Raw genomic sequence first — 12,402 nt, 5'->3', positions numbered from 1 at the left:
CCGGCAGCCCTGCGCTGCCGGCGCCGTCCCGCTCGTGAGAAGGTGGCGTCATGCTGAGCGCACGCTGGTGGGACCTCGCGGCGATCGTCGCCGCGAGCGTCATCGTCGTGCTGACGATCATCGACCCGCCCTACGGGCCCAGCGAGTGGGGCGCGTGGGCGGCCGCCGCCGCGTTCCTCGTCGTGTACTTCGCCGGCGGCCGTCGACTGCTGCCCGTGGGCGAGCTGCGGCCGTATCTCGTGGTCGCGATCCTCTTCGCCGCTGTCCTCGCGGTCGGCACCACGTTCGAGCCGGCGTTCGCGATCGTGCAGGCGTTCATCTACCCGTTCGTGTGGACCACGGCGCCGAGCACGCGGAGCGCCATCACCGCCAACATCCTCGTCGCCGTCGCGATCGTCGTCGGCTACGTCGCGCGGTCCGGCGCCGCGGGCCTCCTCACGGGCCTCGGGGTGGCCGTGCTCACGGTCGGTTTCAGCATCGCGCTCGGCCTCTGGATCACCCGCATCGCCCAGTACGGGGAGGAACGCGCCCGCCTGCTCGACGACCTGCAGGCCGCGCAGGGGCAGCTCGCCGCGATGCACCGCGACGCCGGCGTCACCGAGGAGCGCGGGCGGCTCGCCCGCGAGATCCACGACACGATCGCGCAGAGCCTCACCGGACTGGTGATGGTGGCGCAGCGGGCGGGCAACCGGCTCGAGGCCGTCGACGGCGAGGCCGCGGCAGCCGCTCGCGGCGACATCGAGCTCATGGAGCAGATGGCCCGCGAGGCGCTCACCGAGGCGCGCGGACTCGTCGCGTCGTTGACGCCCGTCGAGGCCGAGGCGGGTCTCGCCGAGGCGCTGCGTCGACTGGCCGTCTCGTTCGAGCGCGAGACCGGCGTGGCCGTGTCGGTGTCCGCCGAGGTGACGGGTCTCGACCGGGAACTCGAGGTCGTGCTGCTGCGCTCGGCGCAGGAGGCCATTGCGAACGTGCGCAAGCACGCCCGTGCGTCGACGGCGACCATCGCGGTGACGGCGGACGACGCCGACGTGGTGCTCACCGTGACCGACGACGGCGTCGGCCCCGGCGAGGCGCAGCCCGGCGAGTACGGCTTCGGCCTCGCCGGCATCCGCGACCGGGCGGCGCTCGCGGGCGGCACGTTCGAGTTCGGGCCAGGCGCCTCGGGCGGCACCCGCCTGCGGGTCGTCGTGCCCAGAGCGGATGCCGCGAGCCCCACGGGAGGCGTCGCATGACCCCTCGGGAGCCGCACGACGGCCCCGACTCCATCCGCATCGTCGTCGCCGACGACCACCCGATCGTGCGCGCCGGCATCGTCGGGCTGCTCGAGACGGCGCCCGGCATCGAGGTGGTGGGCGAGGCGGCCGACGGCGCCGAGGCGGTCGCGCTCGCGGCATCCGAACGCCCCGACCTCGTGCTCATGGACCTGCGGATGCCCGGCGTCGACGGCGCGAGCGCGACCGCCAGCATCGTCGCGGCGGGCGGCGGCACCCGAGTGCTCGTGCTCACCACGTACGAGACCGACGACCACATCCTCGCGGCGATCGAGGCGGGCGCGAGCGGCTACCTACTGAAGGCGGCGCCGCAGGCCGAGATCCTCGCGGGCATCCGCGCGGTCGCCGCGGGCGAGACGGTGCTCGCACCGTCGATCGCGGCGAAGCTCGTCTCGCGGGTACGGGCCGACGCGGCATCCGTGGCACCGCCCGCGCTCTCGCCGCGGGAGCGCGAGGTGCTCGTGCTCGTCGCCGAGGGACGCTCGAACCCCGAGATCGCGAAGGCCCTCTACATCGGCGAGGCGACGGTGAAGACGCACCTGCTGCACGCGTTCGAGAAGCTCGGCGTGAACGACCGCACCCGCGCGGTCACCCGGGCGATGGAGCTGGGACTCCTCTGACCGGCGCCGGCCGTCCGGTCGTCGCATAGCGTGGCCGCTCGCACGCCGCAACGCCGTGACGACGGGCGACGCTCGCCCTACGCTGTGCGCGTGACCGCAGCATCGAGCGTCCGCGTCGCCATCCAGCGCACGAAGGTCCTCCCCCGGTGGGTGCGCCGGGCGGATGCCGCGGCCGGCCGCGCCGTGAACCGGCGCCACGCGCATCCGCTCGCCGACCGGTTCTGGTCGCGCCTGACCGGCTTCGCCGATCGCGGCGTGCTGTGGTGGACGCTCGCGGGCGTGCTCGCCGTGACACGCCGTCGTCGCGCCGCCGCGCGCGGCGTGCTGTCGCTGCTCGCGGCGAGCGCGCTCACGAACCTCATCGCGAAGGAGGTGTTCGGCGGCGACCGTCCGCTGCTCGCGGATGTGCCGATCGCCCGGCGCCTTCCGAAGCCGCCGATCACCCCGTCGTTCCCGTCGGGGCACTCGGCGAGCGCCGCGGCGTTCGCGACGGGCGTCGCGATCGAGCAGCCCGTGATCGGCGCCGCGATCGCGCCGCTCGCGCTCGGCGTCGGCTACTCGCGTCTGCACACCGGCGCGCACTGGCTCTCGGACGTCGTGGGCGGCCTGGCGCTCGGCGTCGGCGTCGCCGGCCTCGGCGCGCTCGTGGCGCCGCGCCGCGGCGAACCCGTGCCGGAGCCGCCGAGCGGCGTGGACCGGGCGCTGCCCGCGTCGCCTGACGGCGAGGGGGTGTTCCTCGTCGCGAACCGCGCGTCGGGCACCGCGGTCGTGCGGGCCGACCCGCTGCGGGTCGTCGCCGAGCGGCTCCCCGCCGCCCGGGTGCACGTGCTGCAGGACGACGAGGAGCCCGGCGCGGTCGTGCGCGCCGCGCTCCGGCACCGCCGCGGGCGGCCGCGCATCCTCGGGGTCTGCGGCGGCGACGGCACGGTCGCCGCCGTGGCGCACGAGGCCCGGGCCGCCGGGCTGCCGCTGCTCGTGGTGCCGGGCGGCACGTTCAACCACTTCGCGCGCACGGCGGGCGCGGCATCCGCTGAGCTGGCCGTGAGCGCGCTGCAGCGCGGCGAGGGCGTGCGGGCGGATGTCGCGGAGCTGTCGTTCGGCGACCGGCCGCCGGTCACCGTGCTGAACACCGCGTCGGTCGGCATCTACCCCGACTTCGTGGCCGCGCGCGAGGAACTGCGCGACCGCTGGGGCAAGTGGCCCGCCGCCCTCATCGCGGCCGCGCGCGTGCTGAGTCGGTCGGAGCCCGTGGAGGTCGTGGTCGCCGGGCGTCGGGCACGGGTCTGGACGCTCTTCGTGGGCGTGGGCGCGAACGATCCGGGCACCGCCGCGCCGCTGCAGCGCCGGAGCCTCGACGGCGGCGTGCTCGACGTGCGGATCCTGCACGCAGGGTCGCGCGCGCGCGCCGCCGCGTCGCTCGCGTTCGGGCGCCGGGTGAGCCGCGTGCTGCGCGGACTCCGGCTCCTGCCCGAGCGCATCGAGGCGTTCACGTCGGCGTCGCTCGACGTCGTGGTTCGCCCACGGAGCGGCCAGCCGCCCGGGTTCGCGCACGACGGAGAGGTGGCGCTCGCCGCACCCGCCGAGGCGCAGACGGCCTACGCGGGCTCGGGCTATCGCACGCTGCTGCGGATCGTGCCGCAGGCCCTCGACGTCTACCGTCCGTCGAGTGCGCGGCGGGATTCGCGGGTGCCGGCGCGGCCGCACCGGGCCTAGACTCCCCGACTATGGACATGCTGAGGGGCCCGCAGATCGCCGCAGCCGACCTGACCGACTGGCGGAAGCTCGCCCAGGGGCTGCACGCCCGGTACCTGGTCGACGGCTTCGCCGCCGGCGCAGGGTTCGTCGTCGCGGTGGGCGAGGCGGGCGACGCGATCGGCCACCACCCGCGGGTGTCGATCGGCACCGGGTACGTCGACCTCGAGCTGGTCAGCGACGACGCGATCTACCGCGACGACGAGGGCACCGAGTACGTCGTGGAGTGGGTGACCCAGCAGGACGTCGACCTGGCGCGACGCATCAGCGGGATCGCCGCGGACCACGGGCTCACCGCCGACCCGGCCTCGGTCAGCGAGATCGAGCTCGGCCTCGACACGGCCCGCTCCGCGACCATCGCCCCGGTGTGGGCCGCACTCCTGACCGGGAGTGCCGAGTCCCAAGGCCGCGGCTCCCCCAGCGACGAGGTCCGGGACGCCACGGGACGGGTGCCGAACCTGTGGTTCGGGGATGACGACGAGCAGGGCGATGAGCAGGCGACCGCGCCTCAGCGGTTCCACCTCGAGGTCTATGTGGCGCCCGAGGTGGCCGAACAGCGGATCGCGGCCGCCCTCGCCGCGGGCGGTACCGTCGTCGACGACAGCGAGGCGCCCGGGCTCACGGTGATCGCCGACCAGGACGGCAACACGGGAGTCGTCTGCGTCGACGTGTCCGCGGCGAAGCAGGGGTGATCGGCCGACTCACGACGCAGCTCTAGAGGCGGAGACCGACGAGCACCGGCTCGGGGTGCAGCAGGATGCCGAACTCCCCCTGGACCCGGCTCTGCACGAAGCGGGCGAGCTGCGCGATCTCCTCGGCGGTGGCGCCGCCACGGTTCGTCAACGCGAGCGTGTGCTTCGACGAGATCGCCGCGCGCGAACCGGGGAGGGCGAAGCCGCGGTGGATGCCCGAGCGCTCGATGAGCCACGCGGCCGAGAGTTTGACGAGCGGCTCGGGCGGCGCGGCATCCGCCTCGGACTCGACGGGCTCGAGCGACGCCTGGTGCGCGAGGAACTGGTCGAGCGGCGACTCGTCGAGGCCCGGCGTGATCGGCGTGACCTGATCGGGCGACTCGTCGTCGAGGTACCACCGGGGCGCGTCGCCCGGCAGGGTGCGGGCGGTGCGCTCGGTGACGATCGGGTTCGTGAAGAACGAGCCGGCGCTCACCGAGTCGGGGTCGTCGGGGTCGAGCACCATGCCCTTCGAGGCGCGCAGGCGCAGCACGGCCTCGCGCACGCGCGCGACCGGCACGCGGTCGCCGAGGTTCACGTGCAGCGCGTCGGCGAGCTGGGCGTAGGCGACGGGCTGGCCGAGCGGCTCGCCGAGCACCGCCCGCTCCACCGACGTGTCGTGCAGGTCGAACTCCGCCGAGACGACGATCCCGGGCAGGCCGCGCTTGAGCACCGACGTGCGGTAGCCGAGTCCCAGGTCCGCGGCGGTCATGCGGTGCGGCTCGTCTGCGCCCTCCTCGAGGAACTCCACCGCGACGAGCGTCGACTCGAGCTCCTGCCCGTAGGCGCCGATGTTCTGCACGGGCGCGGCGCCGACCGATCCGGGGATGCCCGAGAGCGCCTCGAATCCGGAGTAGCCCTCGTGGACGGCCCAGGCCACGACATCGTCCCAGGTCTCGCCGGCCTGCACGCGGATGCGCACGGAGGCCACTCCGTCGGCGGCGACCGCATCGCCGACCAGCGACGGATCGGCTGCGTCGCCGCGGCCGAGCACTTCGATGCCCTTCGTGGCGACACGGATCACGGTGCCGTCGAACCCCTCGTCGCCGACGAGCAGGTTCGAGCCGCCGCCGAGCGCGAGCCAGGGCACTCCGTGCTCCCACGCCTCGGTGGCGAGGTCGACGAGGTCGCGCTGCGTCGTCGCTGTGACGAGCCGGCCGGCCGGGCCGCCGACGCGCAGCGTGGTGAGCTCGGAGAACGGGATGTCGCGAGCCATCAGACGAGCGAGACCCGCACCTGCGCCTTGCCGAGCACGGTCTCCTCGCCGACCTTCACGGTGAGGTCGACGCGTGCCACGCGCGCCTCGGCGTCGAGCTGGCCGACCTTCGCGACGACCGACACGACGGCGCCGAGTTCGGGGTCGACGACGACGGGACGCGTGAAACGCACCTGGTAGTCGACGACGCGGCCGGGATCGCCGGCCCAGTCGACGACCGGCTGCACGGCGAAGCCCATGGTGAGCATGCCGTGGGCGAGCACGCCCGGCAGCCCCACCGAGCGGGCGACGTCGTCGCGGTAGTGGATCGGGTTGAAGTCGCCGGAGGCGCCGGCGTAGCGCACGAGCGAGTCGCGCGTGAGCGGGAACGAGGCCTCGGCGACGATGTCGCCCACGGTCAGGCCGTCGAAGGCGGAGGTCGCGGGCATCAGTCGTCCTCTCCGCGCACGACGAGCGCCGAGATCGTGGTCACGACGTGGGCGCCGGAGGCATCCGTGATCGCGGTCTCGGCCGTGACGATCGAGTGCCCGCCGAGCGTCTTCACGCTCGGCACGCTCAGGGTCGCGGTGAGCAGGTCGCCGGCGACGATCGGGCGGGTGAACGTGAAGCGCTGGTCGCCGTGCACGACGCGCGAGAAGTCGATGCCCGCGTCGGGCTCGGCCAGCAGCTGGGCGAGCGTCTGCTCCTGCACGACGACGGCGAAGGTGGGCGGCGCGACGACGTCGTCGTAGCCGGCGGCCCGCGCGGCCTCGGGGTCGAGGTTGATCGGATCGGTCGCGAAGACCGCGCGCGAGAACTCGCGCACCTTCTCGCGACCGACCAGGTAGGGCTCGGCGGGCGGGAACTCGCGCCCCTGCAGCTCTGGGTTCACTGGCACCCCGACAGTCTATGCGGGCGCCCAGTCCCGCTGGTCGAGTAGCGAGCGACGAAGGAGCACGCGTATCGAGACCCGGCACGACGTCTCGATACGCGTGCTTCGCTCGCTACTCGACGACCGAGGATCTACCGCTTGCCACCGCCCAGGAGGCCTCCGAGCAGGTCGCCGAGGCCGCCGCCGGAGCCGCCCGAACCACCCGAACCGCCACTGCCGCCGCCGAGCAGGCCGCCGAGGATGTCGCCCAGGCCTCCGCCCGAGCCGCCGGAGCTGCCCGAACCGCCGCCACCGCCGAGCAACCCGCCGAGGATGTCGCCGATGCCGCCGCCGCCCGCGCCACCGCCGTCGTCACCGGATGCCGCGGGCTCCTGCTTCTTGGTGAACTGCTTCGCGAGCCAGGCCATCACGATCGGCGCGAGGATGGGCAGCAGCTTCCCGATGAGGTTGCCGCCGCCACCACCGTCCTTCGTGTCGAGCGCCGTCACCACCTGGTCGGTGTTGGTGCCGAACACGTTCTTCACGATCTTGCGGCCGTCGTCCTCGTCGACGTCGGCGAGGTTCACGCCGCCCTCGACGAGCTTCGGGTCGTGGTGCACGACCGCTCGCTCGAGCGATGCGGCGCCGGCCGGGTCGGTCGCGTTCGCGCCCATGCCCGCGAGCAGCGCCGGAAGCGCGTCGTCGACGGCCTTCCTCGCAGTGGCCTCGTCGACCCCGAGCTTCGCCGCGATGTCGCCGATCGGAAGGTCGGCGATGATGTCGTCGTATCCGGCCATGTGGAACTCCCCCGTCCCGCGCCCGCCCTCGGACGCGACCGTTTCACCGTAGCCGGGCGGATGCCGCGCGCGGAAGACGGAGCCGAGGGTTGAGGAGCGAGCGCAGCCCGCGTCTCGAAACCCGGATGTCCGTGCTGGCGGGTTCGAGACGCGTCCGGCTGCGCCGGGCGCTCCTCAACCCGCGAGTACTCAGTCGAGCTCGTAGCGGGCGAGCCGCAGGCGCAGCCCGTCGAGCAGCAGCTCGAGGCCCGACTCGAATGCCCGGTCGCTGCGCGCCGCGCCGCGAGGCCCGACTGCCACGAGCCGCCCGAGCGTCTCGGTCGGGGTCTCGGGCGCCCACACCTCGTCGGGCGACGCGAGGTCGAGGCCCATGCCGATCGAGAAGGCGTCGATGATCGCGACGACGTCGAGCACGTCGTCCTCGGGGAACCCGGCCGCGACGAGCGTGGTCGCCAGGTGGTCGTACGAGGCGATGACGGTCGGGTCGGTGATGGTCTGCTCCACGATGAGCGGGATGAGGAACGGATGCTCCGCGTACATCCGGCGCTGGGCGCGCAGGCTCCCCTCGACCACCTCGTCCCACGCGCCGCCGACCGGGCGCGGGAGGTACCGCTCCCCGAGCCGCCCGCGCATGAGCTCGACGATCTCGTCGCGGCCGCGCACGTGGTTGTAGAGCGACGAGGGCGTCACGCCGAGCCGCCGGGCGATCGCGTTGACGCCGAACGGCGCGCCCTCGTCGACGAGCTCCATCGCGGCATCCGCGATGCGATCGGTCGACAGCAGCGGGGTCCTCGGCCTCGGCATCTGCGCCTCCCTCGTGCACGTGCATGTGTCGTCAGCCTACGGGTCGCGAAATCCGCACTTCCCGAATCGGCCTCACGTATGCATAATAAACGAATACCATTCGTTTACCTCGTGCACATCGTCGTGCCGAACCCCGGAGGTCCCCCGTGTCCCACTCCCTCCCATCCGCCAGGATCCCCCTGCGGCTGCCCAGCGCGGTCGCCACGTTCGGGATCGGCATCGCCGGCTACCTCGGCGTGAACCTCTCGCCGTACATGATCGCGGCCGTGCAGTCGGCCCTCGGCGCCGACGTGCTCACGGCGAGCTGGATCGTCACCGGCGCGCTGCTGCTCACCGCGGTCACCGGTCTCGCGACGGCGAAGCTCAGCGCGGGCCCTCGCCGCCTCCTCGTCGCACGCATCGGGCTCGTCCTCGCCGTGGTGGGCTTCGGCGCGGCCGCGCTCGTGCCGGCACCCGCGGTCGTCGTGGCCGGCCTCCTCATCGGCGGCATCGGCGCCGGCGGCGCGGTCTCGTCGTCGGGCGCGGCCATCGCGGCCTTCGTCAACCCCGACCGGGTCGCCGGCATCAGCGGCCTCGCCAACCGCGCGGTCGTGACCGTGATCCTCGCGCTCATCCCGCTCCTGCCGCTCGTGCCGATCAGCGTGTTCGGCACCCTGGCGCTGTTCGCCCTGCTCGTGCTGTTCGCGTCGGCCTGGCTGCCGACCGCCCCGGTCGTCGAGCACGTGGCCGTTCCCACGGCCGCCGCCGCATCCGACGCCGTCGCCCGCCGGCCGCGCCGCGCCGAGACGTTCGCGGGCTTCGTGCTGCTCGTCACGTTCGCCCTCTGGGCCGCGAGCGAGGACTCGCTCTGGGCGATGGCCGGCGTCATGGGCGCCGACCAGGCCGGCCTCACCCCCGAGGGCCTCGGCATCGCCCTGAGCGGCGCGACCGCCGGCGGCATCGTCGGCGCCATCCTGCTGATGATCGTCGGCAACCGTCTCGGGCGCGCCGTGCCGCTCGCGATCCTGCTCGTGGCCGGCGGCCTCCTGAAGATCGCCGAGGGCTTCGTCACCGACCCGACGATGTTCATCGTCGTCTTCATCGCGTGGAACACCGTCTACGCCATCGCCTTCCTCTACTTCGTCGCCACCGCCGCGGCTCTGGACGCCGACGGCCGCTGGTCCGGCCCGCTGCTCGCGGTCTACCTCGTCGGCTCGGCGCTCACGCCCGTCATCGGTGCCGCCCTCGTCGAGGCGTTCGGCTACCAGGGCTTCGTCACCGTGCTCGGCGTCGCGAGCTTCGTCCTCGCCGTGCCCGCGTTCCTCGTCGCACGCGTCTCGTCGCGGCTGCAGCGCACCGAAGAGCCCGCGTCCGCCGTCACCGAGGAGGTCGCCGCATGACCCGGGTGCTCCACCGCGGCGGCCGCGCGTTCACCGCCGACGAGCCCGCCTGGGCCGAGGCGATCGTCACCGACGGCGGGCGCATCGCGTTCGTCGGCTCCGACGCCGAGGCCGCGGACTTCGCCGGCACGGATGCCGCGACGGTCGACCTCGAAGGCCGCGTCGTCGTTCCCGGCTTCATCGACGCCCACACCCACCTGGTCATGATGGGCGAGGCGCTCGGCAAGGTCGGACTGACCGACGCGCGCACCCTCGCCGACATCCAGCAGCGGCTGCGCACGGCCCGCGACGCCGACCCGGATGCCCCGCGGCTGCTCGGCCGCGGCTGGCTCTTCGACTCCGTGCCGGGCGGCGCCCCGACCGCCGCGATGCTCGACCAGGTCGTCGCCGACGTGCCCGTCTACCTCGACGCGAACGACTACCACTCGGTGTGGGTCAACACGGCCGCCCTGCGCGAGCTCGGCATCGACCGCGACACCCCCGACCCGATCGGCGGCCGCATCGGCCGCGACGCCGACGGCGAGCCCGACGGCATGCTGTTCGAGACCGCCGCGCAGCAGCACGTCTGGACGCTCTTGGCCGAGGTCGCGACCGACGCCGACCGCGATGCCGCCGTCGAGCGCACCATCGCCGCGTACCTCGCGACCGGCGTGACCGGCGTCGTCGACATGGCGTTCGACGAGCTCGGACTCGCGGCGTTCGACCGCGCAGCGCAGCGGCGCGGCGGCACGCTGCCGATCCGCGTGCTCGCGCACTGGTTCATCGGCAACACCGGCGACGACGGCGGGAACCTCGCGCAGGTGTCCCGGGCGATCGAGCTCGCGGGCGAGCAGCGCGCATGGCTCAAGATCGCGGGCATCAAGCTCGTGCTCGACGGCGTGATCGACGCGTGCACGGCCGCGATGCGGCATCCGTACGCCGACGGCTCGAACGCCGAGCCGATCTGGCCGCTCGAGCGCCTGCGCCCGGTCGTGGCGGCAGCGGATGCCGCGGGCCTCCAGGTCGCGCTGCACGCGATCGGCGACCTCGCGAGCGATGTCGCGCTCGACGCACTCGAGCACGCGCACGCCGTGAACGGCGACCGCCCCCGCCGGCACCGGATCGAGCACCTCGAGTACGCCGCCCCCGAGACGGCCGGCCGCATGGCCGCGCTCGGCGTCACCGCGTCGATGCAGCCCGTGCACGCCGACCCCGCGATCTGGGCGAACTGGGCCGCGATGCTCGGCGACGAGCGCGCCGACCGCGGCTTCGCCTGGACCGAGTTCACCGAGGCGGGCGCGCTGCTGGCGTTCTCGACCGATGCCCCGACCGCTCCGCACGAGGCGCTGCCGAACCTCTACATCGCGGCGACGCGCCGATCGGCGCTCGACGGCTCGTTCCCGGCGAACCACCCCGAGTACGCGCTGCCGCTCGCCGACGCGCTCGCGCACGCCACGCGCGACGCCGCCGCGAGCTGCCTCGAGGAGCACGAGCGCGGCCGCATCGCGCCGGGGCTCGCCGCCGACTTCGCGGTGCTCGACCGTGATCCGTTCGCCGAGGGCGCCGACGTACTGCTCGAGGCGCGCGTGGTGCGCACGGTGGTGGCCGGCGCCACGGTCTACGAGGCCGAGGCGGGCGACGCGGCGCAGGAGGCATCCGCCGCCTGACCGAATGCGACGCATACTCCCCCCTACGGACTCCTGAAAGCAAGGACGTTCGCCGACGCTGAAGACGTCGACTCCTGAAACCACGGACATCCGGTCGACGTGGCAGGGCGTCCTTGTTTTCGGGAGTCGCGCGGTCGGAACAACCGACAGCCGTCGACACGTCGATATCGCATGCGAGGAGGCTCCGTTATCTTTCACTCTTGACTTATATAAGTCGCAGGTGAAGAATGGGGATCGTGCACGCGCTCGACATCCTCGGCGATCCGGTGCGGCGACGCATCGTCGAACTGCTGGCCGACGGCGAACTCGCCGCCGGAGAGGTCGGGCGCGCCGTGCAGCGCGAGTTCGGCATCTCGCAGCCCGCGGTCTCCCAGCACCTGAAGGTGCTGCGCGAGTCCGGGTTCGCGTCGGTTCGCTCCGAGGGCACGCGGCGCCTGTACGCGCTCGAGCCCGAGCCGATCGCGGAGGCCGCCGAGTGGTTCACGCCGTTCGAGCGCTTCTGGCGCCCGCGGCTCGACGCCCTCGGCACGGAGCTCGCGCGCTCGGCACGTGCACGACGCATCGCCGCAGCCGAACCTGCACGACCCGGCTCGGCGGCATCCGACTCGGCGGCATCCGAATCGGCAGCATCCGACTCGGCAGCACCCCAGACGAACGCCTCGAACAAGGAGACCTGAGATGGACATCGACACCCAGCTCGACGCCGTGGACCGCGGCCTGACGACCGGCACGCGCGACGGCGCCGACACGTTCGTGCAGACGCTCGCCCAGACGTACGCCGCACCGATCGACGACGTGTGGGACGCCCTCACCTCGGCCGAGCGCATCCCGCGCTGGTTCCTGCCGGTGAGCGGCGACCTGCGGCTCGGCGGCCGCTACCAGCTCCAGGGCAACGCCGGCGGCATCGTCGAGTCGTGCGACGCGCCGAACTCGTACGGCGTCACCTGGGAGTACGGCGGCGGCGTCACGTGGGTGACCGTGCGCCTCACCGAGGTCGAGCCGGGACGCACCCGCGTCGAGCTCCAGCACGTCGCCCCGTCGGCCGACCTCGGCGCCGAGATGTGGGAGCAGTTCGGACCGTCGGCCACGGGCATCGGCTGGGACCAGACGCTGCTCGGCCTCGCGCAGCACCTCTCGACCGGCGAGGTGCGGCCCGACAACGCGCAGGAGTGGCTCGTGAGCGACGAGGGCATCGGGTTCATGCGCGGCAGCGCCGACCGGTGGGCGTCCGCGCACGTCGCGTTCGGCGCCGCCGCCGACGTCGCCCGTGCGGCGGCCGACACCACGTTCGCGGCGTACACGGGCGCAGCCCCCGCCTCGATGGACTGACCTCCGG

Annotated in this window: 13 protein-coding genes; 8 read left to right on the top strand and 5 right to left on the bottom strand. The window is 73.7% G+C overall.

The window, feature by feature from the left end; genetic code table 11:
* Positions 1–50: 50 nt before the first annotated feature.
* The 4 genes from ACFVN5_RS13815 to ACFVN5_RS13800 all read left to right on the top strand — a co-directional run bounded on the left by ACFVN5_RS13815 (position 51) and on the right by ACFVN5_RS13800 (position 4,335).
* On the top strand, positions 51–1,232 hold the full coding sequence (locus ACFVN5_RS13815) for a sensor histidine kinase (RefSeq protein ID WP_376955815.1): 1,182 nt from the start codon (positions 51–53) through the stop codon (positions 1,230–1,232).
* Positions 1,229–1,891: a response regulator gene (locus tag ACFVN5_RS13810; RefSeq protein ID WP_376955814.1), complete on the top strand. Its 663-nt coding sequence runs from the start codon at positions 1,229–1,231 to the stop codon at positions 1,889–1,891. Before ACFVN5_RS13815 ends, ACFVN5_RS13810 begins: the two co-directional genes overlap by 4 nt.
* A 90-nt stretch (positions 1,892–1,981) precedes the next feature.
* Positions 1,982–3,604, top strand: coding sequence for a phosphatase PAP2 family protein (locus ACFVN5_RS13805; RefSeq protein WP_376955813.1), 1,623 nt, complete (start codon positions 1,982–1,984; stop codon positions 3,602–3,604).
* Positions 3,605–3,615: 11 nt separating this feature from the next.
* Complete coding sequence (locus tag ACFVN5_RS13800) at positions 3,616–4,335, top strand: VOC family protein (RefSeq protein ID WP_376955812.1); 720 nt, start codon at positions 3,616–3,618, stop codon at positions 4,333–4,335.
* Between the two features lie 22 nt (positions 4,336–4,357).
* Here ACFVN5_RS13800 and ACFVN5_RS13795 read toward each other — a convergent pair whose 3' ends face one another.
* The 5 genes from ACFVN5_RS13795 to ACFVN5_RS13775 form a co-directional block, all read right to left on the bottom strand.
* Positions 4,358–5,590: a UDP-N-acetylmuramate dehydrogenase gene (locus tag ACFVN5_RS13795; protein ID WP_376955811.1), complete on the bottom strand. Its 1,233-nt coding sequence runs from the start codon at positions 5,588–5,590 to the stop codon at positions 4,358–4,360.
* Positions 5,590–6,018 (bottom strand): MaoC family dehydratase, encoded by a 429-nt coding sequence (locus ACFVN5_RS13790; protein WP_376955810.1) that lies wholly within the window; start codon positions 6,016–6,018, stop codon positions 5,590–5,592. Before ACFVN5_RS13790 ends, ACFVN5_RS13795 begins: the two co-directional genes overlap by 1 nt.
* A complete protein-coding gene (locus ACFVN5_RS13785) occupies positions 6,018–6,467 on the bottom strand; it encodes a MaoC family dehydratase N-terminal domain-containing protein (RefSeq protein WP_376955809.1) in 450 nt (149 codons plus the stop codon). The genes ACFVN5_RS13790 and ACFVN5_RS13785 overlap by 1 nt, the downstream gene beginning before the upstream one ends.
* A gap of 125 nt (positions 6,468–6,592) precedes the next feature.
* Positions 6,593–7,237, bottom strand: a complete 645-nt coding sequence (locus ACFVN5_RS13780; RefSeq protein WP_376955808.1) for a DUF937 domain-containing protein — start codon at positions 7,235–7,237, stop codon at positions 6,593–6,595.
* A gap of 189 nt (positions 7,238–7,426) precedes the next feature.
* The gene (locus ACFVN5_RS13775) at positions 7,427–8,041 is read right to left on the bottom strand and encodes a TetR/AcrR family transcriptional regulator (RefSeq protein ID WP_376955807.1); all 615 of its coding nucleotides are present in this window, start codon (positions 8,039–8,041) and stop codon (positions 7,427–7,429) included.
* 146 nt (positions 8,042–8,187) lie between these two features.
* Between ACFVN5_RS13775 and ACFVN5_RS13770 the strand changes: the two genes are divergently transcribed.
* From ACFVN5_RS13770 to ACFVN5_RS13755, 4 genes are all read left to right on the top strand, one after another.
* Positions 8,188–9,420 (top strand): MFS transporter, encoded by a 1,233-nt coding sequence (locus ACFVN5_RS13770; protein WP_376955806.1) that lies wholly within the window; start codon positions 8,188–8,190, stop codon positions 9,418–9,420.
* Positions 9,417–11,066, top strand: coding sequence for an amidohydrolase (locus ACFVN5_RS13765; RefSeq protein WP_376955805.1), 1,650 nt, complete (start codon positions 9,417–9,419; stop codon positions 11,064–11,066). The genes ACFVN5_RS13770 and ACFVN5_RS13765 overlap by 4 nt, the downstream gene beginning before the upstream one ends.
* Before the next feature lie 236 nt (positions 11,067–11,302).
* The gene (locus tag ACFVN5_RS13760; RefSeq protein ID WP_376955804.1) at positions 11,303–11,743 is read left to right on the top strand and encodes an ArsR/SmtB family transcription factor; all 441 of its coding nucleotides are present in this window, start codon (positions 11,303–11,305) and stop codon (positions 11,741–11,743) included.
* A 1-nt stretch (position 11,744) separates the two neighbouring features.
* The gene (locus tag ACFVN5_RS13755; RefSeq protein WP_376955803.1) at positions 11,745–12,395 is read left to right on the top strand and encodes an SRPBCC family protein; all 651 of its coding nucleotides are present in this window, start codon (positions 11,745–11,747) and stop codon (positions 12,393–12,395) included.
* Positions 12,396–12,402: the final 7 nt, after the last annotated feature.

Origin of the sequence: Agromyces sp. NPDC057865 (assembly GCF_042796995.1) — a bacterium.
Lineage (GTDB): Bacteria > Actinomycetota > Actinomycetes > Actinomycetales > Microbacteriaceae > Agromyces.
The sequence above is the reverse complement of the archived record's forward strand: the minus strand, read 5'-3'. Positions and strand labels throughout refer to the sequence as shown.

Coding starts and splice junctions, on each gene's coding strand:
- ACFVN5_RS13810 (WP_376955814.1), top strand. CDS start 1,229: ATGACCCCTCGGGAGCCGCACGACGGCCCCGACTCCATCCGCATCGTC.
- ACFVN5_RS13755 (WP_376955803.1), top strand. CDS start 11,745: ATGGACATCGACACCCAGCTCGACGCCGTGGACCGCGGCCTGACGACC.
- ACFVN5_RS13800 (WP_376955812.1), top strand. CDS start 3,616: ATGGACATGCTGAGGGGCCCGCAGATCGCCGCAGCCGACCTGACCGAC.
- ACFVN5_RS13775 (WP_376955807.1), bottom strand. CDS start 8,041: ATGCCGAGGCCGAGGACCCCGCTGCTGTCGACCGATCGCATCGCGGAT.
- ACFVN5_RS13780 (WP_376955808.1), bottom strand. CDS start 7,237: ATGGCCGGATACGACGACATCATCGCCGACCTTCCGATCGGCGACATC.
- ACFVN5_RS13790 (WP_376955810.1), bottom strand. CDS start 6,018: ATGCCCGCGACCTCCGCCTTCGACGGCCTGACCGTGGGCGACATCGTC.
- ACFVN5_RS13795 (WP_376955811.1), bottom strand. CDS start 5,590: ATGGCTCGCGACATCCCGTTCTCCGAGCTCACCACGCTGCGCGTCGGC.
- ACFVN5_RS13765 (WP_376955805.1), top strand. CDS start 9,417: ATGACCCGGGTGCTCCACCGCGGCGGCCGCGCGTTCACCGCCGACGAG.
- ACFVN5_RS13815 (WP_376955815.1), top strand. CDS start 51: ATGCTGAGCGCACGCTGGTGGGACCTCGCGGCGATCGTCGCCGCGAGC.